General features: G+C 65.7%; 26 protein-coding genes. 18 read left to right on the top strand and 8 right to left on the bottom strand.

Annotated features, from left to right (window positions below):
- Positions 1-22: 22 nt before the first annotated feature.
- Both E4P29_RS13440 and E4P29_RS13435 read left to right on the top strand, forming a co-directional pair.
- A complete protein-coding gene (locus tag E4P29_RS13440; protein WP_135045340.1) occupies positions 23-571 on the top strand; it encodes a ferritin in 549 nt (182 codons plus the stop codon).
- A 112-nt stretch (positions 572-683) separates the two neighbouring features.
- Positions 684-1238 (top strand): ferritin, encoded by a 555-nt coding sequence (locus E4P29_RS13435; RefSeq protein ID WP_027494851.1) that lies wholly within the window; start codon positions 684-686, stop codon positions 1236-1238.
- Between the two features lie 164 nt (positions 1239-1402).
- Here E4P29_RS13435 and E4P29_RS13430 read toward each other — a convergent pair whose 3' ends face one another.
- The 4 genes from E4P29_RS13430 to E4P29_RS13415 are packed head-to-tail and all read right to left on the bottom strand — an operon-like array spanning position 1403 to position 4621.
- Positions 1403-2314, bottom strand: a complete 912-nt coding sequence (locus E4P29_RS13430; protein WP_167735477.1) for a DUF5926 family protein — start codon at positions 2312-2314, stop codon at positions 1403-1405.
- 10 nt (positions 2315-2324) lie between these two features.
- Positions 2325-3098, bottom strand: coding sequence for a glycerophosphodiester phosphodiesterase (locus tag E4P29_RS13425; RefSeq protein ID WP_135045338.1), 774 nt, complete (start codon positions 3096-3098; stop codon positions 2325-2327).
- A complete protein-coding gene (locus tag E4P29_RS13420; protein ID WP_135045336.1) occupies positions 3095-4270 on the bottom strand; it encodes a DUF4328 domain-containing protein in 1176 nt (391 codons plus the stop codon). The genes E4P29_RS13425 and E4P29_RS13420 overlap by 4 nt, the downstream gene beginning before the upstream one ends.
- On the bottom strand, positions 4271-4621 hold the full coding sequence (locus E4P29_RS13415) for a rhodanese-like domain-containing protein (RefSeq protein WP_135045334.1): 351 nt from the start codon (positions 4619-4621) through the stop codon (positions 4271-4273).
- 278 nt (positions 4622-4899) lie between these two features.
- On the opposite strand from E4P29_RS13415, the gene E4P29_RS13410 reads away from it, so the two are divergent.
- Positions 4900-5844, top strand: coding sequence for an LLM class F420-dependent oxidoreductase (locus E4P29_RS13410; RefSeq protein WP_135045332.1), 945 nt, complete (start codon positions 4900-4902; stop codon positions 5842-5844).
- 333 nt (positions 5845-6177) lie between these two features.
- Here E4P29_RS13410 and E4P29_RS13405 read toward each other — a convergent pair whose 3' ends face one another.
- Entirely contained in the window at positions 6178-7317 is a 1140-nt protein-coding gene (locus E4P29_RS13405) for an acyltransferase (RefSeq protein ID WP_245154304.1), read from the bottom strand.
- A gap of 259 nt (positions 7318-7576) precedes the next feature.
- Here E4P29_RS13405 and E4P29_RS13400 point away from each other — a divergent pair, with 259 nt between their 5' ends.
- Entirely contained in the window at positions 7577-8200 is a 624-nt protein-coding gene (locus E4P29_RS13400) for a superoxide dismutase (protein ID WP_019667073.1), read from the top strand.
- A gap of 79 nt (positions 8201-8279) precedes the next feature.
- On the opposite strand, the gene E4P29_RS13395 is transcribed toward E4P29_RS13400, so the two are convergent.
- Both E4P29_RS13395 and E4P29_RS13390 read right to left on the bottom strand, forming a co-directional pair.
- Complete coding sequence (locus E4P29_RS13395) at positions 8280-9200, bottom strand: sucrase ferredoxin (RefSeq protein WP_135045331.1); 921 nt, start codon at positions 9198-9200, stop codon at positions 8280-8282.
- Between the two features lies 1 nt (position 9201).
- A complete protein-coding gene (locus E4P29_RS13390; protein ID WP_167735476.1) occupies positions 9202-10149 on the bottom strand; it encodes an ABC transporter substrate-binding protein in 948 nt (315 codons plus the stop codon).
- Positions 10150-10306: 157 nt separating this feature from the next.
- Between E4P29_RS13390 and E4P29_RS13385 the strand changes: the two genes are divergently transcribed.
- The 5 genes from E4P29_RS13385 (at position 10307) to E4P29_RS13365 (ending at position 14855) form a co-directional block, all read left to right on the top strand.
- The gene (locus E4P29_RS13385) at positions 10307-10834 is read left to right on the top strand and encodes a peptidase (protein ID WP_135045327.1); all 528 of its coding nucleotides are present in this window, start codon (positions 10307-10309) and stop codon (positions 10832-10834) included.
- 205 nt (positions 10835-11039) lie between these two features.
- On the top strand, positions 11040-11747 hold the full coding sequence (locus E4P29_RS13380; protein ID WP_135045325.1) for a TMEM165/GDT1 family protein: 708 nt from the start codon (positions 11040-11042) through the stop codon (positions 11745-11747).
- Positions 11748-11777: 30 nt separating this feature from the next.
- Positions 11778-12962 (top strand): ATP-binding protein, encoded by a 1185-nt coding sequence (locus E4P29_RS13375; RefSeq protein WP_245154303.1) that lies wholly within the window; start codon positions 11778-11780, stop codon positions 12960-12962.
- Positions 12959-13975, top strand: coding sequence for a hypothetical protein (locus E4P29_RS13370; RefSeq protein WP_135045323.1), 1017 nt, complete (start codon positions 12959-12961; stop codon positions 13973-13975). The genes E4P29_RS13375 and E4P29_RS13370 overlap by 4 nt, the downstream gene beginning before the upstream one ends.
- 112 nt (positions 13976-14087) lie before the next feature.
- A complete protein-coding gene (locus E4P29_RS13365; RefSeq protein WP_027494862.1) occupies positions 14088-14855 on the top strand; it encodes an SDR family NAD(P)-dependent oxidoreductase in 768 nt (255 codons plus the stop codon).
- A 40-nt stretch (positions 14856-14895) separates the two neighbouring features.
- Here E4P29_RS13365 and E4P29_RS13360 read toward each other — a convergent pair whose 3' ends face one another.
- Positions 14896-16464 carry a TM0106 family RecB-like putative nuclease gene (locus E4P29_RS13360; protein WP_245154315.1) on the bottom strand — a complete coding sequence of 523 codons (1569 nt, stop codon included), beginning with the start codon at positions 16462-16464 and terminating at the stop codon, positions 14896-14898.
- A gap of 183 nt (positions 16465-16647) precedes the next feature.
- On the opposite strand from E4P29_RS13360, the gene E4P29_RS13355 reads away from it, so the two are divergent.
- The 9 genes from E4P29_RS13355 to E4P29_RS13315 all read left to right on the top strand — a co-directional run bounded on the left by E4P29_RS13355 (position 16648) and on the right by E4P29_RS13315 (position 24371).
- On the top strand, positions 16648-17298 hold the full coding sequence (locus E4P29_RS13355) for a DUF6474 family protein (protein WP_027494864.1): 651 nt from the start codon (positions 16648-16650) through the stop codon (positions 17296-17298).
- A 16-nt stretch (positions 17299-17314) separates the two neighbouring features.
- Complete coding sequence (locus E4P29_RS13350; protein WP_135045319.1) at positions 17315-17848, top strand: hypothetical protein; 534 nt, start codon at positions 17315-17317, stop codon at positions 17846-17848.
- A 51-nt stretch (positions 17849-17899) separates the two neighbouring features.
- Positions 17900-18562 carry a YcnI family protein gene (locus tag E4P29_RS13345; protein WP_135045317.1) on the top strand — a complete coding sequence of 221 codons (663 nt, stop codon included), beginning with the start codon at positions 17900-17902 and terminating at the stop codon, positions 18560-18562.
- A 74-nt stretch (positions 18563-18636) separates the two neighbouring features.
- Complete coding sequence (locus E4P29_RS13340) at positions 18637-19158, top strand: copper resistance CopC family protein (protein ID WP_135045479.1); 522 nt, start codon at positions 18637-18639, stop codon at positions 19156-19158.
- 16 nt (positions 19159-19174) lie between these two features.
- Complete coding sequence (locus tag E4P29_RS13335; RefSeq protein WP_135045315.1) at positions 19175-20119, top strand: CopD family protein; 945 nt, start codon at positions 19175-19177, stop codon at positions 20117-20119.
- Between the two features lie 100 nt (positions 20120-20219).
- A complete protein-coding gene (locus tag E4P29_RS13330) occupies positions 20220-21410 on the top strand; it encodes a DNA cytosine methyltransferase (protein ID WP_245154302.1) in 1191 nt (396 codons plus the stop codon).
- Positions 21394-22254, top strand: a complete 861-nt coding sequence (locus E4P29_RS13325) for a GIY-YIG nuclease family protein (protein ID WP_135045313.1) — start codon at positions 21394-21396, stop codon at positions 22252-22254. The genes E4P29_RS13330 and E4P29_RS13325 overlap by 17 nt, the downstream gene beginning before the upstream one ends.
- A 24-nt stretch (positions 22255-22278) precedes the next feature.
- Positions 22279-23187 carry a LysR family transcriptional regulator gene (locus E4P29_RS13320; RefSeq protein WP_135045311.1) on the top strand — a complete coding sequence of 303 codons (909 nt, stop codon included), beginning with the start codon at positions 22279-22281 and terminating at the stop codon, positions 23185-23187.
- Positions 23188-23255: 68 nt separating this feature from the next.
- A complete protein-coding gene (locus tag E4P29_RS13315) occupies positions 23256-24371 on the top strand; it encodes a TDT family transporter (protein WP_135045309.1) in 1116 nt (371 codons plus the stop codon).
- The last annotated feature ends 2 nt before the right edge of the window (positions 24372-24373 follow it).

The following is a 24373-nucleotide window of genomic DNA, read 5'->3' as shown; positions in this document are numbered from 1 at the left end:
TACTGCCGGTACGTTGTGGATCATGACATTGCCGTCGCATGAGCCCGCCACCTCGTTTCACGATCTACTGCGCGCCCAGGTTCGGTACGAATTCACCGCCTCCCAGCAGTACGTCGCCATCGCGATCTGGTTCGACCGCAACGATCTCCCGCAGGTGGCCCACCGCTTCTACGCCCAGTCGGCCGAAGAGCGTCGGCACGCCATGATGATGATTCGGTTCCTTATCGACAACCGACTCGAGGTGGACGCGTCGGGCATCGACGACGTGGTGACCGCGTTCGATTCGGTTGTCGAGCCGGTGGAGTTGGCGTTGGCACAGGAGGTGGCGGTCACCGATCGGATCACCGCGCTCGCACAGGCGGCCCGAGCCGAGGGCGATTACATCGGGGAGCAATTCATGCACTGGTTCCTCACCGAACAGGTCGAGGAAGTGGCCGCGATGCAGAGCCTGCTCAACATCGTGCGCCGGGCCGGTTCGGACCTGTTCGACATCGAGCAGTACGTGGCACGCGAGCTGGGCAAGTCGGTGATCCGCGCCACCAATGCTCCCAAAGAGGCCGGAAGCGCGTAACTTACGCCCTGCTCAGAGCGGACATTTAGGATTCACTGTATTAGGCTACGTTCGCCTCAATAAGGCTGGACTTGGATGACAATGCCCTCTGACCAGGCATATTGTCCTCACCATGAGCGCAGACATCAAGGAAACGAACCACACCAAGTTCCACGCACTTCTTCGCGACCAGATTCGCAACGAGTTCAACGCCTCGCAGCAGTACATCGCCACCGCCGTCTACTTCGCGAATGTCGACCTTCCGCAGCTGGCCAAGCACTTCTACGCGCAGTCCGTCGAAGAGCGCAACCACGCCATGATGATCGTCCAGTACTTCCTCGATCGCGACATCACCGTCGAACTGACCGGTGTCGACGCGTCGAAGTCCGTCTTCACGGACCCGCGTGAGGCCATCGCCCTCGCACTGGCGCAGGAAGAGACGGTCACCGAGCAGATCATCGCTCTGGCGAGCACCGCACGCGAAGAGGGCGACTACCTCGGCGAGCAGTTCATGCAGTGGTTCCTCAAGGAGCAGGTCGAGGAAGTTGCCAGCATGAAGACCTTGCTCAACATCGCAGACCGCGCCGGCCACAACCTGTTCGACCTCGAGCAGTTCGTGGCCCGCGAGATGAACACCAGCGTCGTCGCCGATGCAGGCGCACCCACCGTCGCCGGCGGATCGCTGTAATTTCGCTCCACGCGACACGCATCGACGAGTAACGCGAGAGCTCTCGCGCTCATACGGGTGGTCGTCGGACAAGCAGCCCCTTGTCCGACGGCCACCCGACGTGCGTTTCGGTGCACAAACTTTCGGGCCGGCCACGGCCCGAGAACGCGGTCGGGTCGAACCTCTCAGCGCAAGGTGACCTGACGGCCACGAAGGCCGTCGCGCGAACGCAGCTGCGCTCCCGTGAGTGGGGCGTCGACGGCAAGAGCCTCGTTCAGCTTCTCCCCGAATTCCTTTGTCGGAGCAGCCCATTCGGTGGGATGCATCTCCGGATCGAGATCGAACACCGGCACCAGCAACCCGTGCGTACGGAACGAGCCTGCGTACCGCGAGCCCTCACCGAGATTCAGATCTCCGGCAGCGTGCAACCGTGCGAGGGCGAGCATGACGTCGTCTTCGCTCTCCGGGCGAACCCACCGGATGTGCGCCTTGTCGCCGGCATCGACCCACCATGCTGCGACGACACCGTCCGCCTCGATCCGCGCCGAGGGCATGATCGCCTGATTCGCGCGCTCCACGGTAGCGGCCACATCGGCTGCGGGAGTCGCACTTTCCGGGATCCACCAATTGAAGTCCTGATGCACGGTGATCTCGAGGAGTGCGGACGGGTCGAGGACATCGGTCAAGGCGGGGGTGTTCTCGTCCACGTTCGCGGCTTCGAGCGACTCACCGGCGGGGGCGGCGGCGACCCAGCCCAAGGCGCTACTGACATCTGCGGCAACGTCTTTCGACTGCAACTGCACCTGCAGGCCGACGAATCCTTCTACGGTGCCTGCCTCTTCACGTACCAGAGCGGCGACGGCTCCCGGCAATACCGTGGCCAGAGTGACGGTGCGGCCGCCGGAGGTGATCGGCGCGGTGGCGGTGGCCGACGGCACGAATTCGCGTAGCGCTACCAGATCGCATTCTGCGGCCAGACCCTCGAACGGCCGCGTCGTCGCCGACTCGAGGCTTGCGCGCTCGGCCTCGCGCTGCGCGAGCTTGGCCGCCCGGTTGCTGTCCTGCTTCGGTCCGCTGTTTCTTTTGCTCTTACCCACGCCAGAAAACCTACACGTTCTTCGATTCCAGCCAGGCGCGCGTTCGTCCGGGATGGTTGGTGGCGATCCACCCGACACCGAGTTCGCGGCACAGGTCCACGTCCTCTTTCTCGTCGACCGTCCACACGTAACTGGCACGGCCCGACGCGGCTGCTCGATCGACGAGCGTCGGGTGCTCACGCAACGCCCGGATCGACGGACCGACCGCGGTGGCACCGACGGTCGTCGCTGCTCCGCCGCCCAGATAATGCGAGCTGTCGCCGAGGAGGACCGTCGGAAGCATCGGTGCCGAGCGGCGCACTCGCCACACGGCCGAGGGCGCGAAAGACATGATCACCGCCCGCGAATGATCCGCCGAGGCAGGCGCACCGATGCCGAAGTGGTGCAGCTCGGCCAGCACCGAGGCCTCGATCAGCGATCCATAGCGCACCGGATGCTTGGTTTCGATGAAGAGCTTGACCGGCTTGCTGGTCCAGTCCAGAACCAACGCGATCAGGTCGTGCAACGTCAGAAGCTCGGCGGGTTCGTCGGTATCGCCATAGTTCAACCGGGCGAGCTCGTCGAAGGTCATCTCGCTGACGATTCCGGTGCCGTTCGAGGTTCGGTCGACACGGCGGTCGTGCACACACACGATGCGGCCGTCCTTCGTGAGCCGGACGTCGCATTCGACCCCGTCCGCTCCCTCCCGCAACGCGAGATCGTAGGCGGCGAGCGTGTGTTCCTTCTTCGCCGCAGATGCTCCTCGGTGCGCGACGACCAAAGGGCCACGTCGGTCGGGACTCACGAGACAGTCACCGCCCGGTCGTCCTTCTCGCTCCCGGAGTCCGGCCGAGCCGCATCGGCCTGCTCGTTCTCGGTCTGCACAGTCTCGGTCTGCGCAGTCTCGGTCCGCGCAGGTTCGGTCTGCGCAGTCTCGGTCCGCGCAGGTTCGGTCTGCGCAGTCTCGGTCCGCGCAGGTTCGGTCTGCGCAGGTTCGGTCTGCTCGGTCTTTCGCTCGACGCTGGGTGCGATGACCCAGCGGGTAGGACGGGACACTGCCGAACCGCGGAGGGTGCGGCCCTCGAGTCGACGCATGACGGCCAGGGTCAGCACCGCAGAGACTGCGGCCACGAGCGCGACGAGGGCGGCGAGCAGAACGCCGTCGGCGCGGGCTTGCAGGGTGTTGCGAAAACTCCACAGCACCTGCACGACGACCAGCGCGTTGCTCGTCGCCCAGACGGCCCACCAGATGCGGATCAAGGTGAGCTCGCGGTACACGTCGCCGTCCGATTCGCTTCGGAGGCGAACGACCTCCGTCAGGTACACCCCGGGCATGACGATCCGAACCAGAGGAAGCATCGAGAGCAGGAGCATCCATCGCACCGACCGCGGCTCGGTAGCCCCGACCGATGCGTAGGCCAGCCGTCGTTGCCGAATCAGCCAGCAGGACGACGTGATCAGCGCGAGCAGACCGACGATGAGAGCACCGACCTGTGCGAAATAGACCAGCGCATCGGAGATTGCCAACGTGATCGGCGACAGCAGACGGGTGCGGTTGTACAGCAGGATTCCGTAGCGAAACAGTTCGGCGAAGGCGGCCAGCCCCAGCAGCAGCGCAGTGATCCAGACGAACGTCTGCGCGTTGGCCGCGTATTGCTCGACGCGGCCTGTGGGCGCGTGCGCGGCGGGGTCGCGTGGGGTGTCGCGCAGCCCCCACGTGGGCGTCGAGTCGTACCGCGGAGTGGGTGTCGGTGCCGCGACGCGGGTGGGACCGACGGCCGTGCGATTCGACGACGCAGGCCGCGCAACCCAACGAAAATTGCGGCGGCCCTGCGCTGGTGCCCGAGCGGACACCGGCGAGAGAAGCACGCCGTGGCAGCGGGGGCACCACGTGCCCGGCCGTGCGCCGACCGCCCAGCGAGTGCTGCAGCGGGCGCAGACCTGGAACGCCTGTGCGCGCCCCTGCGGTGCCGACATCTAGATGATTCTCGCTTCGTCAGAATCGTCGTCGCGCTGGATCGGCCTACCGGCGGCGTGCCAGGCGAGCATCCCGCCGTCGACGTTGATCGCCTCGTAGCCCACGCGATTGAGGTACTCGACGACCCGAGCCGAGCGCCCGCCGGCTTTGCAGACGACGTAGATCTCGGATTGGTTGTCGATTTCGCCTGCTCTGGACGGAATGTCGCCCATCGGTATGTGCAGAGCACCGGGTGCGTGTCCGGCCTGCCACTCGTCGTCTTCTCGGACGTCGAGCAGCACTGCCGCTTCCGGGAACGGTGCCGGAAGGCGGTCTACGGTGACGGCGGGCGACTGCTCGGGGTGAGACACCTCTCGATCTTGTCACGGGTGCGAGTGCGACGGCCACTCGTGTCCACTCGACGATGAACACCCCCAGCTATGACCTACGTCACTTTGGTTCACAGAAGTTATCCACAGTATCCACAGGTTGATGCACAGAATCGGGGCCTGTGCCGGTTTCTATCCACAGGTCACGGCCTTACAACTGTGTGGTGGTGTATCGAGTACCAACGGAGGCTGTGGATCGATCGTGATTTGACACAGCAGTTGTCTGCGGTCGTTTATCCAAGCTGATTACCCTGGCAAACATGACTTCTCACTCCTCGGTCGAGCTACGCGTCTTCACCGAACCGCAACAGGGCGCCACCTACGACGACCTCCTCCGGGTCGCCACAGCCGCGGAGGAATTCGGCTACGGCGCCTTCTTCCGATCCGACCACTACCTGGCAATGAGCGGCGACGGGTTGCCCGGCCCCACCGACGCGTGGATAACCCTGGCCGGCCTGGCCCGTGAGACGTCGACCATCCGGCTCGGAACGCTCGTCACCTCCGCTACATTCCGCTACCCCGGCCCACTCGCCATCAGCGTCGCGCAGGTGGACGCCATGAGCGGCGGCCGCGTCGACCTGGGGCTGGGTGCCGGCTGGTTCGAGGACGAGCACAAGGCGTACGGCCTGCCGTTCCCGGCGCTCGGTGAGCGCTTCGACCGACTGGAAGAGTCCCTTGCCGTCATCACCGGGCTGTGGGAAACACCGGTCGGTGAGACGTTCTCGCACGCTGGAACCCACTACCCCGTCACCGATTCACCCGCCCTCCCCAAGCCGGTCCAATCGCCGCGTCCTCCCATCCTCATCGGCGGTGGAGGCAAGAAGCGCACCCCGGCCCTGGCCGCGAAATATGCGGACGAATTCAACATCCCCTTCGCCTCGCTGGCCGACACCGAAACACAGTTCGGACGTGTCCGCGCCGCCTGCACCGCCGCCGACCGCGACCCCGACTCCCTCGTCTACTCCAACGCACTCGTCCTGTGCTGCGGCCGCACCGAAGAGGACATCGCCCGACGCGCAGCCGCCATCGGCCGCGACGTGTCCGAACTCCGCGAGAACGGGGCCGCGGGAAGCCCCGCCGAACTGGTCGACAAAATCGGCCGCTTCGGGGCCATAGGCGCAACTCGCGTGTACCTGCAGACCCTCGACCTCACCGATCTCGATCACCTCGAACTGGTCGCCTCCGACGTCATCCCGCAGCTCTGATCTCTCCCGCCTCCCCGGCCGCCCCTGTCCACTCAACGTGACATTGACCCCCGAAAAGGCCACCAAATGTCACATTGACTACCCAGCGAAGCCCTCGACCCGCGACGCAGACGCCCGGGTGATGTCGGTCGACGGCAGAAGTCGGGTCGGCGGGAGACCGAGCGCAGTCGCGCCACCCCAGTCCACTCGACGTGACATTGACCCCCGAAAAGGCCACCAAATGTCACATTGACTACCCAACGGGGGGGACTACCCAACGGGGGGACTACCCAACGGGGGGGACTACCCAACGGGGGGGACTACCCAGCAGGGCGCGTACCCAGCGGGCTGGGGTCAGGCGGCAGATCGGGTGCGTAGTTGTCGGTATCGCGTGCTGATGTGTCGTGCGGCGGGCAGTTCGATCCAGCGGTAGATGATTTCGGCGAGTGCGGCGGTGCCGGTCAGGAAGGCCAGGACGGCGGCGGTCGGTCCGAAGTGCGGTTCCACGGCTGCGTAGATGCGGTAGAGCACGAGTGTGTGGATCAGGTAGATCGCGTAGCTGCGGGTGCCGATCCAGCCGATGATGGGCCAGCGGGTGATGGGTCCGTCGTATCGGGCCAGGATCAGAACCGTGCCGGTGACGACGAGCAGTGACCACAGGTAGGTCTCGCCCATCCAGAAGGTGTGAACGTCGATGGCGAGGCGGATCACTTCGATTTGTGCGACGACGCCGATGACGATCCAGCGCCAGGTGTCGAGTTTCGCCCAGCCGAGGTAGAAGATCTGGCCGAGGAACAGGGTCGGAAGTACTCCGGCGACTTTGGTGAGGAACGGGATGGTGTACGGCTGGGGCAGGTAGAGGTTCCAGAGGATCACCAGTGTGCAGAGTGCGGCTCCGATGAGGGGCACGGTGATCGGGCTTGCGCGTAGTGCCGAGCGCATTGCGACGCAGTAGAGGTAGAACACGATCTGTACGACGAGTGTCCAGGTGACGCCCAGTACGGCGACCTCGGGTCGGAGGAAGAAGCCGCCGAGGAAAAAGCTGAGTACGGCCTCGCCGGTGCTGATTCCGGGTTGTCCGCTGAACATGCCGTTGACGCCGAGTTTGACGAGTACGACGGCCAGGGCGACGGCGAACCAGAGGGCGGGCACGAGTCGGGCGAGGCGCGCGACCATGAAGTCGCGACGCGATTGCCGCATGGCGGATCGGGTGATGAGCAGTCCGGTGAGCAGCATGAACATGCTCACGCCCACGAAGGAGAGGTGGAGGTTGAGGCCTATGTCGTCGATGAGGACGAGGTTGACGATGTCGAGCATCCACCAGTCGCCGCCGACGTCGTCGAGTAGGTAGAACGAGATGTGCGAGTAGAGGACGGCGCAGACGGCGATGACGCGGAGGAGATCGGCACCGTTCATCTGGACGCGGGGCGCGGTCACGGCCGGTGCGGCAACGGACTGGTCGACCGAATTCTGGCTCGGACGGTCCCCTTTCACACCCTCGAGTTTAGGTTCCGTTCATGGTGTGGACCAATTCGGCGCTGTTACGCAACTATTTCGTGACAATCGCAGGTTTTCGCAGTCCAGGAATCCGACTGCTTTGTTCACGTGGATTTATTCCGAGAAAAGCATCTCGGTTACAACGGTTGCACAAGGGGTAGGAATGAGATTGGGTTGAACCCTACGAAAGATCCGCAGTAGGACGAACGTGCCCGCATCACGCGATGGGTACGGCGTCGTTAGAGAAGGGAACCACGTGTCCGAGTACACCTTGCCCGACCTTGATTTCGATTACTCCGCCCTCGAGCCGCACATCTCGGGCGAGATCAACGAGCTCCACCACTCCAAGCATCACGCCACCTACGTCGCTGGTGCCAACACCGCGCTCGAAAAGCTGGCTGCAGCCCGCGAGGCCGAGGATCACGGCAGCATCTTCTTGCTAGAGAAGAACCTTGCGTTCCACCTCGGTGGCCACGTCAACCACTCCATCTGGTGGAAGAACCTTTCGCCCAACGGTGGCGACAAGCCCGAGGGCGAACTCGGTGCCGCGATCGACGACCAGTTCGGTTCGTTCGACAAGTTCCGCGCACAGTTCACCGCTGCTGCCAACGGTCTGCAGGGCTCCGGCTGGGCAGTGCTCGGCTACGACTCGCTGGGCAAGAAGCTCCTCACCTTCCAGCTCTACGATCAGCAGGCCAACGTGCCACTGGGCATCATTCCGCTGCTGCAGGTCGACATGTGGGAGCACGCCTTCTACCTGCAGTACAAGAACGTCAAGGCCGATTACGTGAAGGCGTTCTGGAATGTCGTCAACTGGGCCGACGTCCAGGCTCGTTTCGAGGCTGCCACGTCGAAGACCCCGGGCCTGATCTTCCCGTAGGTTTCGAGATTGCCGCACGACGCGCAATCGCAGACAGGGCCACCGCGTTCGACGCGGTGGCCCTGTCGCATTTCGAGGGTCACGCCCTCCCGGCAGTGGGCACCGACCCGATGGTTGTGATGCCGTGGTCCGGTCTCGCGACGTCGTCGGAACGGCAGGTCGTTCGGCGCGGGGGCTCGGGATCGGGTGTCACGTGTACCTGCACGGTTCCCGACGTCGTCACCACCACCACATCCGACGCGTTGCCGGCCGAAGTGACATCGGACGGGTGGACGTCGTCGATTCCCGTGAGCCCGTATTCGGTTCGTACCGCGTGTTCGGCGATCTGGGCGACGGTGTCGTCGGTGCAGCGGCCTCGGTAGTGGCGCAGCGTGAGATGTCCGCGGTCGTGGTCGTCCACGACGGCCTGCGCGTTGGTCGGTTCGAGGTTGCCGTAGTAGCTGCCGTCGGGCAGGGCCACCATGCCCGCTGCGTATCGGTCCCCGCCCAGGTGCGTCGATTCCCATACCCGCCCGCTGGGTCGGTCGAGGGCCGCCGCCACCGGCCGACCGAGCACCGCGCAGCACGGATCCTTCTTTCCGTGCGTGCAGACGAGGTAGAGCCGCTGGTCGACGCGAGTCCCGATCCCAGGTGGGGTGCCCGCCGCAGCGGCTTCGAGCGGTAGTTCGAGAATCTGCTCGACGGTCTCGACCGTGTATTTCTCCAGCCACGGGCCACGGCGACCCGAGTGAGCGAGAAACACCTGTCGCGTCTCGGTGAGTTCCCGCCTGCCGTGCGTTTCTCGCACCAGTTGCGGGCGCACCCCGACGGCCGTGCAGCGCCGCGCGAGTTCGGTGCCGATTCGGCCCAGCGGCCCGTCCGGCCCCCACGGCTCGCGCCCCCACGGGCCTCGGTGCTCGATCAACACCCAGCCCTTTGCGCGCGCAGCTGTCCCGCGAAGCGATTCGTTGTACTCGCGCGCTACTGCAGCGCAGCCGACCCAGCGTTCGGATGCCGGCACGTCAGCCTCCGATTTCGGTCGCGGTCTCGACCAAGGCCTGGGCGGTCAGCACGTTGCCGAAGAGAAAATCCTTGGACGGCAGCTCGGTCACCCGAGCTCCGAGACCGGTGAAGAGCGGGTTCTGCCGCAGTTGCGCCACGGCGTCCTCCGTCCCGGCGTCGGTGAGCAGAAGGATGTCGTCGGCCGCCAGCACGTCGATCAGTTCCGGGCTGACGTCGACGGTCTGCACCGCGTCGGATCCGCGATCCTGCTGTGCGGGCGCTCGGTAGCCCAGATCGGCCAGGACGGCGTAAGGAAACGATCCGTCCTGCGTCATGTACCGCAACGAGTCGGTGCGCACTCGCGCGACGGTCAACGTGCTGTTTTCCCGAGGTGAGCGTGACTCGGATTCGTCGACCGCCTGTCGATAGTCCGCCAGCAAATCGTCTGCGGTCTCCTGCCGATCGAAGATGCCCGCCACCTGCTGCAGAGTGTTCTGCCACGAGGCCGGGGTGTATTCCACGACGACGGTCGGCGCGATCGGCGCGACCCGGTCGTACAGCGCTCGGTTGTCCTCGCCCGTCGTCCGCATGACGATCAGGTCCGGTGTGGCGGCCGTCAGAGCCTCGATGTCGACGTCGGCATCGGCGGACCCGATGTCGATCGGTTCGGTGGTGAGCCGATCCCGAACGACGGGTGCGTAGTCACCGGTGAGCGGCGGCTTCACCGCCGCGACGGGCTGAATTCCCAACGCGACGACGGCTTCCAACGTGCGGTCACCGTCGAGCACGGCCACGCGCTGTGGATCGACGGGAACACTCGCCTCACCGAATGCATGCTGCACCGTGCGAACCTCGCCGTCGGTCTCGTCGGGGGTCGATGCCTCCCGACTGCATGCGGCGACACTCAGCAGTAGCGCAACGGACAGCAAGGAGACGACGGTTCGCCGGGCGGATCCTCTGTTTTTCACCGCAGCAGCGTATCGGCTGCCGAGCGGCCCTGGGCCGGCTACGTTTTCGGCTGGCACTCTCCCCATCTTGTGTGCCAGCCGTTTTCGGGTCATCCTTCTCCTTACCCAACGTCGTGTACCCGGCTTCTGCCTCGTACCTGTCTGGGAGGGATGCGCAATGAACGATCGAGATCTCATCGGTGTCTCACCTTTTCACGCCGCCGGTCTACTGCGCGGGTTCGTGATCTCCGGTCGTTGGCCGGACACCACCAAGGAGTGGGCTCAGTTACTCGCGCTGGCCGTTCGGGTCGCGTCGATGCCGGGTCTTTTGGCGACCTCGACGGTCTTCGGCGTGCGGGAGGAACTACCCGAGGATCCGGAGCCGGGAACGGTCGGTCTGGTGTTGGCCGAGGGACCGGTGATCGGCGATTTCGCGTTGGCTCCCGGACGGTTCTCGGACCATCAGCCGGCCGCGTTGCTGATGCTGCATCCACCGTCGGAGACGACGCCCTCTCTGCCGGAATGTGCGGGCGCGGCCTCGGGTTGTGTTCTGCTGCCCGGTCTTCCGCATCTGGGCCTCGATCACCGGGCCGCGTGGGTGGAGGCAGAATCCGACGGCACCGTGACGTCGATGATCAGTCGGGTCGGCCTCGATCCGATCAGCGATCCCGACACCGCGGTTTTGGCGATGCTCCTCGCATCCTGACGCTCCCCGTACACGATTTTTCGGGTTCCCAAACTTATTGTCGCATTGGACAATTGGCGAAAGGGCACTTAAAGTCGTCTGCAGCGAAGGGGAGTAGCCCCCAATCAACGTGTCGACATACTGGTCGTTTTTCACGACCCGGCACCTGAACCGGTACTGCCGGTGGGCGAGACCTTCGGTCCGTTCGACGACCGAGGAGTCTGCTGTGCTGTCCGCATTGTTGTTGAGTTTTGCTGTCATTTTCGTGGCCGAGCTGGGTGACAAATCCCAGCTGATGGCCATGACGTTCGCCTTGCGCTACAAGTGGTACGTCGTGATCGGCGGCATCACGGTGGCCACGACCGTCGTGCATCTGGTCTCGGTCGCCGTCGGCCATTTCCTCGGTGTGTCCATCCCCACCGAAGCCATCTCGATCGTCGGCGGTCTCGCGTTCGTCGTGTTCGGTCTGTGGACACTGCGCGGAGATTCGTTGTCCGACGACGAGGGTGCCAAGGCGTCGCGAGTCACCAAGTCGGCCTTCCTGGCCATCGCGTCCGCGTTCTTCCTCGCCGAGCTGGGCGACAAGACGATGCTGGCCACCGTCACTCTGGCCGCCGACAACGACTGGGTCGGAGTGTGGATCGGCTCGACGGTGGGCATGGTCGCCGCCGACGCCCTCGCGATCGTGCTGGGTGCCGTTCTCGGAAAGCACTTGCCGGAACCCATGATTCAGTACGGCGCGGCCATTCTGTTCTTCGTCTTCGGCGCGGTCCTGTTCTTCGAGGGACTGATGCCGGGTACGTCGGCACCGTACGTGGCGGCCGCAGTCGTGGTGGCGATCTCGGCCCTCGTCGTCGCCGCTGCGTTCGTCCGACGCTCCCGCAGCGACGCACCGCAGGAAGTGGAGAAGCGCAGCACCACCGAAGACGTCTGACCTTGGTTTACACTCCTCGCGGAGGGGTGAATGAACGACAACCTGCAGGCGACGGGTAGCGACGCGGCACACCGTTCGACCGATCGGCTCATCAGGATCTTCGGCCGGTTCGTCGGTACCGGCTACGCGGCATATCTACTGCTGCTCGTTCCCGACATCGCGCGCAGCAGCGTCACCGTCCCCGGGTGGTGGACCCCGGCCGCAGTGATCGTCGTGTTCGGTACCGGTCTCGCGTTCGGAGCCTTCACTTTTCACCCGAGCATCAGGGTCAGCCAGGTTACGGGTTCGGTCGCAGCGTTGGCATTCCCGGCGATGGCGCTGCTGTGGTGGGTGGCCTGGGACGGGGCCACCTTCGATCGCGGCGGAATGTTCCTGTCCGCATTCCCCGGCCTGGCCTCGCTCGCGGCCGCCACCGTGTGGCGACCCATCCCGGCATTCGTGCACACGGCAGTCTCGGTGGTGATCGTGCAACTGATCAATCAAGCTGTGCGAGAGCCGTTTCCTCGCAGCAACATCATCGCCGAAATATTCTTCGGGCTGATGTTCTGCACTGTGTTCGTCGCGGCGACTCTGGCCGCACTGCGTACCGGTCGCATTCTCGACGCCACCATCAGCGCCACCCACGGTGACGCCGCCCGCGCGGCTGCGGCGAACGCACGCGAAGTCGAACGGGAACGGTTCGACGCCCTCATCCACGACGAGGTCATGTCGTCGCTGCTGGCGGTCGCGCGCCAGGGCCGCACTGCCAGCCTCGCCCGTCAGGCACGTTCGGCACTGACCCATCTGGACGGATTGCACACGGACACTGCGACACACGATTTCACCGTCGACGACACGATCGCTCTGATGCGGGCCTCCGCATCGACGGTCGACGAGTCGATCGATTTCAGGGTCCGCGAGGACCCCGCCAATTCCTCGGCGAACTACCCTGCCGATGCGGTCCGGTCGATCGCGGGCGCACTAGCAGAAGCACTGCGCAACAGCGTCGTTCACGCTCAGGCGTCGACCAGATCGGTGACGGTCGAGCTGTCCCCGTCGGCACTGCGAGCCATCGTGCGAGACAACGGTATCGGCTTCGATCGACGCTCGGTGCCTCCGCACCGACTCGGCGTCGCCGTCAGCATCGAGGGGCGGATGCGTCAGCTCGACGGTGGTTCGGCCGAGATCGACACCTCCCGCCGCGGAACCACTGTGCGATTGAGCTGGGCGCGATGAACGGCGAGGATGTTCGCGACCTGCTGTCGATGAAGTCGGGGGCCGCGTACGCCGTCGCCGGCTTCTACATCCTCGCGTGCGCCGTGTGTGCGTCGGCGACGCTGAAGGGTATGTCCGCGGTGTGGCCGCCGTTCGTCTCGGTGCTGGTGTTCTCGGCCGCGGTCATCCTGCTGCTCAGAGCGCCGGGGGATCCACTGAGCCCACGGTCCACGGCGTTGCTCACGGTGTCCGGGCCGGTGGCCGCGTCGTTAGTCTTCGCCGTGGTGCCGGTGCCGCTGACCGGCAGTCTGCAGTCCTGGCCTCTGGGTATGTCCGTCGTGATCTACACGTTCATGTGTGTCCGTGGCCGCACGCCGGCCGCGTGGTTCGGACTCGCGCTCACCATGTCTGTCGTCGTCGGTTGGGCAGCCTGGACGGGTCAAGGCGCACTGTTCGGATTGTCGTTCAGCGCCATCAATATTGCTCCGTTGTTGATGGCGACGTTCTTCGCCTTCACCATCCGACCCCTCGGTGCAGCGATCTTCGAGCTCCGTGAACAATCCACCATCCGCATCGCCTCCCAGGCCGCCGCTGCGGCGGTACTCGAAGAACGCGACGCGCGCCTGGCCAGCCTCGATACGCTCGCCCGCCCACTGCTGCAGCGCATCGCGGACGGTCCCGACCTCACCGACGAGGAAGTCCTGGCGTGCCGACTCCTCGAAGCCGAGCTCCGCGACACCCTGCGGGCCCGCGGGCTCGTACTGCCCGAGTTGGCCAGAGCGGCACGCTCGGCTCGCGCCCGTGGCGTCGAGGTCACGATGCTCGACGACCGAAGCCCCACGGCACTGAGCGAGAAGGTCCGCAACGACATCGCGGCGGGGGCGTCGAGCAGTCTGGACGGTGCCGTGACGGGATCGGTGACGGTTCGCTTGCTGCCTCCGGGCAGACCGGCCGCGGCGACGATCCTGCTCGACGAACTCGGTGACGGCGCTCAGCGAGTCGAATACGACGACTCGGGCCGCATTCTGCCCTGACCGTCGGGTGCCTGAGAGCAGGGTGAGGTCCCCCGCCGGTTATGGTGCAGAACACAGCGTGGTCGCTGCCTGTGCCGCGACCCGACACCGCTAACGAAGGGGATCGTACGACGTGGAGATTTCAGGAACAGCAGCACTCGTCACCGGTGGCGCGTCGGGCCTCGGAGCGGCAACCGCAGCACGTCTGGCAGGCGCGGGCGTCACGGTGTTCGGTCTCGATCTGCCGCAGTCCATCGAGCGCGCCGGAGACAGCGTCCCGGACGGCGTGACCCTCATTCCCGCCGACGTCACCAGTGAAGCCGAGGTCGAGGCGGCACTGGACACCATCGTCGAGTCCGGTGTGCCGCTGCGCATCGTCGTCAACTGCGCAGGCGTGGGCTGGGCAGGCCGCATCCTGTCCAAGAAGGGACCGCACGATCTCGAGCTGTTCCGCACCGTCATCACCATCAACCTGCTCGGCACGTTCAACGTGATGCGGCTGGCCGCCAACCGCATTCAGTCGCAGTCCACCGTCGACGACGCCGGCCAGCGCGGCGTTGTCATCAACACTGCATCGGTCGCCGCATTCGAGGGTCAGATCGGCCAGATCGCATACACCGCCTCCAAGGGCGGCGTGCACGCGATGACCATCACCGCGGCCCGCGACCTGGCCCAGGTCGGCATTCGCGTGAACACCATCGCCCCCGGCATCGTCGACACCCCGATGCTCGCCGGTGTCACCGAGGAATACCGTCAGGGCCTCGAGGCGTCGGTGCCTTTCCCGTCGCGTCTCGCGCAGCCCAGCGAGTACGCCCAGCTGGTGCAGATGATCGCCGAGCACGACTACCTGAACGGCGAAACGATCCGCATGGACGGCGCAATCCGGATGGCGCCGCGCTAGAAACCCTTTCGCGTGTGACCCCGACTTCTCGGGCGCGGGGTCACACGCGATCGCGCAGGTCCGCCACGGTCGGGATCTCGTGCTCGGCGCGATCGGACATCCACTCACGCAACACTTTGGTGGCGAGCACATCGTCCTCGTTGTAGACGAGTAGTCGCTCTCGCTGGGTGTGATCGGGATCGGAGTCGTATCCGACGGCCTCCCGGTACCAGCCCATCGACGCCTCGCCGCCGGCTTCCTCGTCGCGCCAGGAGAATCCGGCCACCGGGGCAATCTTCTTCAGGCCCTTGCCGTTCGGGCAGATGAACTGGTCACTGACGGCCTGATAGATGTCCACCCACTGCTCGCTGTCGATGAATTCGCGTATCTGCGCCTCGGTGGGCACTCCGGGGACGTCGGCGAAGCGTCGGGCCGAGTCGAGTAACCATTTGTCCTCGGCTTGTCTCGAATAGCAATACGCTGCAAACGTTTTGCCACGAGCCGCGGCATCGGCTCGCGTGTCCATCAACCAGTTCCAGAACACCGCGAACGAGCGACCCTCGTCTACGGTGGGCAGCGGATCCCACGTGACGAAGCCGCGATACTCCGGCGGCGGTCCGCCTGCCTCCGTGAGGAGCGTGCCCCACAGGTATGCGCCGTGCTCCTGATAGCTCTCCATGTCGACGTCCACCTCCACGTCGGCGCGATGGACCGTCACGGTCTCCGATCGACGCAGCAGCGGCACGTCGGCACGCCAGGCCAGCGCCGCGGACACCGCGTCGTCGAAGTTGCCGAAGGGCCACTCCTCCGGGGCCGGACCGGTCCATTGCGCAAGCTCGTCGATCGTCCGCACTCCAGCGCTGCGCAGCACGTCCGCTCGGGATCCCGATGCGACGAGCGAAACGTCGCGAGCCGCCACCAACTGTGGCTTGCAGTCGAACCACCAAGCACACGAACGGCATTCACTGATCTGCGAGGGAACGGTCACCGCGTCACCGCTCGCGACCGCAAGCCGGTCCGCAAATCGAATGTCGTACTCGTCGAGCGCGGCCGTCAGGTCGTGTACCAACACACACTCTCCGCGATAACCCACTGCGCCCCCGACCGGGGTAGCCGTGGCCAAGCCCTCGTGGGCGAGCATGCGGTACAGGTGCGCGAGGCGGAGCTGATCGCGCAACTGGCTGCGCACCTTGCGGGTCTCGTCGACGGCCGGAGCCCAGTGCGTGAGCGGGGTGGTGCGCGCACCGCGCCCGGGGTCGGTCACCTTGTGATTGACGACGATCACCGGAATGTAGCCGCCCGACGCGTCACGCACGAGGAGCTCGCTCCGCCCGCGGCGGCCGGTATCGCGTTCGAGTGGCAGAACTGCATTCCAGATACGTTCGACGCCTGTGCGGCAGGCCGCGACGGTCGCATCGGCCGCAGCACGGGCCGTGGGCTCGTCGATCTCGGTCCACAACATGGGGTCGGCCGCTGCCAACTGCGCGCGAATGTTCTCGCGATGCGCCTGGGCCGCCTCTCGGCGTTGCCGCACCCCGGGGTTCTCGGGTTCACCGCGCAGGAGCGCCCCGTAGGCGGTGTCGAGATAGAGCCGGTGCCGGCATCGCGTCAAGGATCCGGCGTCGAGCAGCACAGGTGCGTGCGATGCTGCCGCATCTCGTTGACCGTTCACACTGCTAGACATTAGGTGAGCCCTCCGACAGCCGAAGAAGAACAGCTGCCTATCAGGCGGGAGTGGAGCCTGCGGAATGACCCATTAGGCTGTGTGGAACGCACCGTTACCGCCTAGCAGCACATGTCAGGAGCCTTGTCGATGGGTCTGTTCCGTAAGCGCAAAGGTCGTGCCACTCGCAAGGCGGAGGCGAAGGCCCTCAAGCACAAGGCCACTCTCGAGGCGAAGCTCGGCGCGAAGAACGAGCGCAAGCAGCTGAAGTCGATCGCCAAGGCGCAGCGCAAGCTCAGCGCGGTGGAGGCGAAGTCGCAGAAGAACGTCGAGAAGGCCCAGGTCTCGGCGTTGCGGGCGCAGCAGAAGGCGGCTGCGGCCGGCACGCTGAACGTGGCTCAGATTCGTAAGTATCTCGGTATTGCTCGGCTTCTGCTGCCGGTGCTGGCTCCGATCGCCTACCGCGCTGCCACCGTCGTTCGCGGGCAGCTCGACAACCGCAAGGCGCAGCAGCTGGGTGTCGCACCCGATCAGCTGAGCGAGTACTCGGGCCACGGCGGCAAGCTCAGTGCCCGGATCGCCGGTGCCGAGAAGTCGCTGAGCACCATCGGATCGCGTCATTCGGATCCGGAGACCAAGAGTTTCGGTGCCGCGATCAGCGAGCGTCTCGACGATCTGACCACCGCTGTGCGCGCAGCCGAGCAGATGCCGCCGGCGCGCCGCAAGACTGCCCACGCCGCCATTTCCGCTGAGCTCGACGGCATCGAAGCGGACGTGCTCGCTCGCCTCGGCGTGCGCTGAGCTCACCGACCATCCGATGACCGACGGCTCTGCTGCACCGCTTCGCGGCGGAGCTGTCGGTACGGTCACCGCCGCCCTCGCGGTGGCTGCGCACGGAATGGCGGGCGGCGGCTATCTCAGCGGATCGGGCTTGGCCCTGCTGATCGTCGTCAGCCTCGGCGTCGGTGCCATGACTGCCGTTCCGCGTCGATCGACGGTCCTCTTGCCCGCCCTGCTGGGTGGCCAACTCCTCGCTCACATCGCACTCAGCCTGAGCGACATGGCCGGCATGTCCGGCTCACCACACAGTCACTCGCTGCTGCCCAGTGCCGCGATGATCGGCTTTCACGCGGCCGCGTCGCTGTTCGCCGCTCTGTTGATCGCCGCAGCCGAACGTCTCTACGGCCCGATCACATCGATCGTTCGTGCCGTTCTCGCACTCCTGACTCCCCTGCCCGACGGTTCCGCTGTCGGTCGCGTCCGGTTCTCCGTCGCGATGCCGTCAGTGCACGGTATTGCCCTGGACTGGGCCATTTCTCGTCGTGGGCCCCCGATGTCGATCAGCTCGTAGCTCTGATCCGACATCCTCTTTCCACCTCCGTACAGAAATGACCCAACACTCATGAAGAGTTCCATTCCGCGTGCTTTGTTCGTATCCGGTGCCACCGTCGGCGCACTGCTGATCGGCGCAGGCGCAGCCTCCGCCCATGTGGTCGTCTCCGCGCCCGACGCCGCGCAGGGCGGCTACTCGGTCCTGACGTTCCGCGTCCCCACCGAGTCCGATACCGCATCGACCAACTCGGTCAAGGTCACCTTGCCGGGCCTCAATTCTGCTCGCACCCAGCCCATTCCGGGGTGGACGTCCACCGTCGAGAAGGACTCTGCCGATCTCGCCGTGTCGGTGACGTGGACGGCGAATCCCGGCGCCGAGGTCGGTCCGGGCCAGTTCCAGCAGTTCCTGCTCTCCGCGGGGCCACTGCCCGAGCAGGAAACCGTGTCGTTCCCGGCCACGCAGACCTACACCGACGGTGAGGTCGTGCAGTGGAACGAGCCGATGGCCGAGGACGGCAGCGAGCCCGAATTGCCTGCTCCCACACTGACCCTCGCAGCATCGAGCGGTGACGCGCACGGCGGAGCCCACGCCGAGACAACGGACGCAGCCGAGCAGACGTCCACGTCCTCCTCGGACACCACTGCCCGGTGGATCGCCGGTGTCGGGCTCGTTCTCGGTGCCGTCGGTGCCGGCCTCGGAATCGGTGCAACCGTACGGAGCCGACGCTCGTGAGGGCGCTGACCGTGTCCGCCAAAGCGGTGGTCGTATCGGCGGTGGCCTTGCTGGCACTGCTGATCGCGGCTCCGATGGCTTCGGCTCATTCGCAGGTCACCGGGTACAGCCCGGCCGACGGCTCCTCGCTCGACGTATCTCCGGCGACGGCATCGGTGACGTTCAACGAGGTGCCGCAGGCGCAGTTCGCCACGCTCAACGTCGTCGGCCCCGACGGCAACATCTGGTCGAAGGGCGATGCACGCATCGAGGGCCAGAGCGTGGTCGTCGATGTCGGTGAGCTGGGCCCTGCCGGCGAGTACACCCTCGCCTACCGCATCACCTCGGCAGACGGTCATCCGGTGAGCGGCACGGCAACGTTCACGCTGACGCAGGACGGGTCCGGAACACCCGGGGCACCGGCCGATGCGTCGGGCACCTCGGAAGAGTCCGAGGACGGGTTCCTCGGCGGTTACGGTCCCATCGCGCTGGTCGTGGTTGCAGTCCTCGCATTCGCTGGCGCGTTGGCATTCGCACTGCGTAAGCCGAAAGACCAGCGTAAGCCGAAAGACGTGCGTAAGCCGAAAGACGTGCGTAAGCCGAAGAGCGAGAAGTAGATCCGACGTGGCTGCGGTGAGCGAGAGGAGCGTTCGGCTCGTGCTCGTCGCCGCAGCCTCGGCGGTGGTGGGGGTCGCGGCAGCGTTCGCGCTGGCGTATCCCACCTTTCCCAGCGGGTCGTCGTGGCTCCGCGTCATCGCTGTAGCGTCGGGTTCGGTGGTGTTGGGGTTCGGGATTCTCGCTGTCCTGGACGGTAACTCCGCATCTCGACGGCCCGCCCTCGACTCGCTGGTGATGTGGCGGTCGATCGGATTCCTGTCGGGTCTGTGGGCGGTCGCCGAGTTCGTCCTGTTGGCAGCCGCCGCAGCCGACGCCGAGGGCAGAGCAGTGACGGCGCTGTCGCCGAGTGCATTTGCGGCCTTCGTCGCGTCGATCTCCGTCGGTCGACTCGGCGCGGCGACGGTTCTTCTCGCACTCGTTCTGTGCGCCGTGGGCGTACTCGGATATCGACGAGACGCATCCTGGTCCCCGGTTCCCGTGGTCACGCTGGCCGCGCTGGCCCTGGTCGCGCGACCGATCACCGGGCACATGTCGCAATTCGCATTCGGGTCCATTGCCGTTGCCGTGCATGTCGTGTGCGCCTCGGTGTGGCTCGGTGTGCTCGGCGCGATGGCGCTGAGTCTGCGGACCAAGACAGCATGGGCGACGCTTCTACCGGCCTATTCCCGGATCGCGCTGTGGTGCGTCGTCGGGGTGACCGTGACCGGTGTACTCGACGCGGTTCTGAAGTTGGAGAGCCCGGCCGCTGCGATCGAGACCGGTTACGGCCGAATCGTTCTCGCCAAGATCGTGATGACCGTACTCCTGGTGGCCGTGGCATCTCGGATCCGCCGCACGTGGTTGCCGACCGCCACTGCGCACCGCTCCACGGCGGACTACTCGGTGGGACGAGCTGCCGCTCATGTCTGTCTGCTGACGGTGGCGTTCGGACTGGCGGCGGCGTTGGCGACCACGGCCTGAGGCCGGAGTGCAGCCAGCGGAATGACCAGACAAGCAGCAGTGCAGCCAGCGGAATGACCAGACGAGCGAGTCTGTCGGGGCTCTGTACTAGCCTGAGTGCATGCCGAAGTTGACTGTGGTGCCGGGTGGTTCCTCGGTGTCCGCGCGCGATCGTATTCCCACGGTCGCCGAGTTCTTCGCCGGTATCGGTTTGGTTCGAATGGGGTTGGAGCAGGCCGGTTTCGAGGTGTGCTGGGCCAACGACATCGAACGCGACAAGCACCACATGTATCGCCAACACTTCGGTGACGACGCGGCCCATTTTCAGCTCGGGGATGTTGCCGGCACGCGCGGCGGCGATCTGCCGGAGGGTCTGTCGTTGGCATGGGCGTCGTTTCCGTGCACGGATCTGTCGTTGGCCGGGGGCCGGGCCGGTCTCGCGGGCAAGAACTCCTCGACATTTCGGCACTTCACTCGGGTGCTGGACGAAATGGGTGACGGCCGTCCCGAGGTGGTCGCGCTGGAGAACGTCGTCGGTCTGGCCACCAGTCATGGGGGCGACGATCTGGCGGCTGCGGTCCGTGAGCTCAACGAACTCGGCTATTCGGTGGATGTCCTCACCATCGATGCTCGACGGTTCGTCCCACAGTCCCGTCCCCGTTTGTTCCTGATCGGTGCGCAACATCCGCCGGAGGATGCCCGCGATCCCAACAGTGAACTGCGTCCGGATTGGCTGCAGGCGGTCTACGGAGATTCGACGCTGTCGACGCATCGCGCTCCACTACCCAGCCCGCCGATTCCGTTGACCAGTGGTCTCGGCGATCTGGTCGAGCGGATGGACTACCGCGACGAGCGTTGGTGGGATGCAGACCGCACCGAGGCGTTCGTACGTTCGTTGTCTTCGATTCAGTTGCAGCGCATCGAGATTCTGAAGAAGGCACGCAAGGTCAGTTACCGCACCGCCTACCGTCGTACTCGCAACGGCGTCGCGGTGTGGGAGGCGCGCCCCGACGACATCTCCGGCTGCCTGCGTACTGCGCGCGGCGGGTCGTCGAAGCAGGCGGTGGTCAAGATCGGCCACGGCCGGTTGCAGGTGCGCTGGATGACGCCTCTCGAGTACGCCCGCTTGATGGGAGCCGGCGACTACACGCTCGGTGGTCTGCGGAACAACCAGGCGCTCTTCGGTTTCGGTGATGCGGTGTGCGTTCCGGTGGTCGCGTGGCTGGCGGAGCACTACCTGATGCCCCTGGTGAACGGGACACTCGGTTCCATCGCGCCGAATGCGACTGCTGCGCATGTCCAGTCACGGTAAGTCCTCGCTGCGGGCGTCGGCGGTCGCGCCGCGCAAGAGCAGCCTGCCTGCGGACGATGTGCAGTCCTTCCGAGCTGCACTGCGAGATGTGCTGAGCGAGAAGGACGATCGAGGGCGCGTCTGGTCGGCGGCCAAGTGGGGCGTGTATGCGTTCTACGATTACGACGGCGAGCCGATCTACGTGGGGCAGACCAAGGAGAAGCTCAGCGTTCGGGTGCAGCGGCATCTGACCAACCAGCGGACCGACGCCGTCGCAATGCGAGTACTGGACGTGTTCGAGGTCGCGGAGATCGAGATCTGGCCACTCTGGCAGTACGAGGACCTCAAGAAGTCCGACGGCGCAGAACAATTCCGCGCAGCCGAACGAGATTTGAACGCCCACGAGTACACGGCGTACCTCGAGGCCATCGACAGGTCGCGCCACAAAGCGATCCTGAACGAGAAGATCCCACCGGTCTCCGAGCCCATCACTCTGCCTGCGTCACTACGGCGGTCGCTGATCTCCGAGCAGACCCGAATCGAGCGCGGGCACCCCGACATTCGGATCGCGCGACGGGCCGAGACCATCTCCAGATTGGCTGCGGTCACTCGCGAGCGCGGTGAGGTGTCCGAGGGTCTGCGACGCGTCCTGGTGGTGCAGGCAGTGCGTCTGGCGTACCTGTCCGCGGAGCGACTCGCCTACGTCGAGGGTCACCCCATTCCGGATCCCGCGGCCATCGACGTCACCGCCCTGGTGGGTTCGGTGCTGCACGAACGTAGCGATCCCGAGGATCCAGACGACCCCGGTGACCCCGAAGACCTACCCGAGCCCGACGCCGAGCTGGACCTGTTCAGCGACTACTGACTCCCGTCGCCGTAGGCTCGACCTGTGCCGCTTCCCCCTCACGTTGCCGATCTCACCAGCATCGATCTGTTGCTGTCGGTGGCCGAGCTCGGCAGCATCGGCCGTGCCGGACACGCCCACGGCATGTCGCAGCCGGCAGCAAGTTCTCGCATCCGCGCGCTCGAGCGTCGCGTCGGAGCTCCGTTGTTGAAGCGGGGCGCACGCGGAACGGTGCTGACCGAGTTCGGCGAGCTGGTCGCGAGTTGGGCAGCGCCGGTCGTCCGGTCGGCCGAGGACTTGGCGACGGCGATCGCCACGCTGCACGCCGAGCGCATCGGCCACCTGCAGATCGCGGCCAGTCAGACTGTCGCCGAATATCTTCTGCCGAGATGGCTGGTCACACTGCACACGACGCTGCCCCAGATCGTACCCACGCTGAGCTCGGGCAATTCGGCGGTGGTAGCCGCGACGGTGCTCGCCGGAGACGCAGACCTGGGGTTCATCGAAAACCCCAGTGTCCAGGCCGAACTCACGTACCGCACCGTCGCAACCGACGAACTGGTTCTCGTCGTGGCACCCGGACATCCGTGGGCACACACTGCACCGTCGACCGCGCAGGTAGTCGAGACGGCGCTGGTCACCCGCGAGGCCGGGTCGGGAACCAGGTCCGTGTACGAGAGTGCGGTTGCTGCAGCAGGTTTCGGCCCGCCCACGACTCCTCTGCTGGAAGTGTCGTCGACAACGGCTATCAAGTCCGCTGTGGCGGCGGGGATCGGCGGTGCCGTCCTCAGTTCACTGGCCGTCGCGACGGAGCTGGCGGCGGGCAGTCTGATCGGAGTGCCGCTCCCCGATCTGACCCTGCACAGAGACTTGCGCGCCATCTGGCGATCGGGCCGTGAGCCCAGCGGCCCGGCCGCGGAACTTCTGACGGTCGCTGGGTCCATCCAGCCATAATCTCCAGTTATGGCTGGATGGCGAATTGCGACCTACCGGACGTGGGCCGCGTCGCGCACAGTGAAGTCATGACCGTCCTCGAGTCCGTCTCGTATGCACCCCGTCCGGCACGCAGGCGGACCGTCGAGCACATCACCCCTAACTGGTTCGCCGCGGTCATGGGAACCGGCATCGTCGCCACTGCGGCCGCCACACTGCCGGCCGACCTTCCTGCGTTGCACGTGTTCGCCGTCGTCGTATGGGTGCTCGCTGCGGGTGCGCTCGTGGTGATCGGAGCAGCCTTCGTGCGGCACTGGATCGGTTATCGCGCACGCGCAGTCGACTACGCGCAGCACCCGGTGATGATGCAGTTCTACGGCGCACCGCCCATGGCCATGCTCACCGTCGGTGCCGGAGCCGGCCTGCTCGGCGGAGACCTGATCGGTCACACGGCGGCAACCACAGTGTTCGCAGCCCTGTGGGTCGCCGGCACGATCACCGGCCTGCTCACCAGCGTCGCGGTGCCGTTTCGCATGATGACGTCCGGTGCCCGGGAGCAGGTCACGGCATTGCCGGCATGGCTGATGCCCATCGTCCCGCCGATGGTGTCGGCATCGACCGGAGCGTTGCTGCTCCCCCACCTGCCCGACGGCCAATGGCGGTTGGCGCTGCTGTGCGGGTGCTACGCGATGTTCGGGCTGTCGCTGATCGTCGGAATGCTCACCATGACGTTGATCTACGGACGCCTGCTGCACGGCGGTAAGCCATCCGTCGACGCGGCCCCGACGGTCTGGATCACGCTGGGGTTGATCGGCCAGTCGGTCACGGCTGCCAATCTGCTGGGCAACGATGCAACGACGGTCTTCACCGGGGCGCAATCCTCGATTGCCGTCGGGCTGCACGTCGCCGGAATCGGCTACGGGCTGATCATGGGCGGATTCGGCGCGCTGATGTTCGCACTGGCCACTGCCCTGACCGTGCACGCGGCGCGGAGGAAGATGAGCTTCTCGTTGACATGGTGGTCGTTCACGTTCCCGATCGGCACCTGCGTCACCGGAGCGACCGCACTGGGCAATGCTCTCGATTTCGGCGCGGTCCGTGCCCTTGCCGTAGTGCTGTACGTCGTGCTCGTGACGGCCTGGATCACCGTCGCCACTCGAACGGCCCGAGGCGTGATACAGGGAAACGTGCTGCAGCCCAGCTGATC

It is taken from the genome of Rhodococcus sp. 1R11 (genome assembly GCF_004563845.1).
Classification (GTDB): domain Bacteria; phylum Actinomycetota; class Actinomycetes; order Mycobacteriales; family Mycobacteriaceae; genus Rhodococcoides.
The sequence above is the reverse complement of the archived record's forward strand: the minus strand, read 5'-3'. Positions and strand labels throughout refer to the sequence as shown.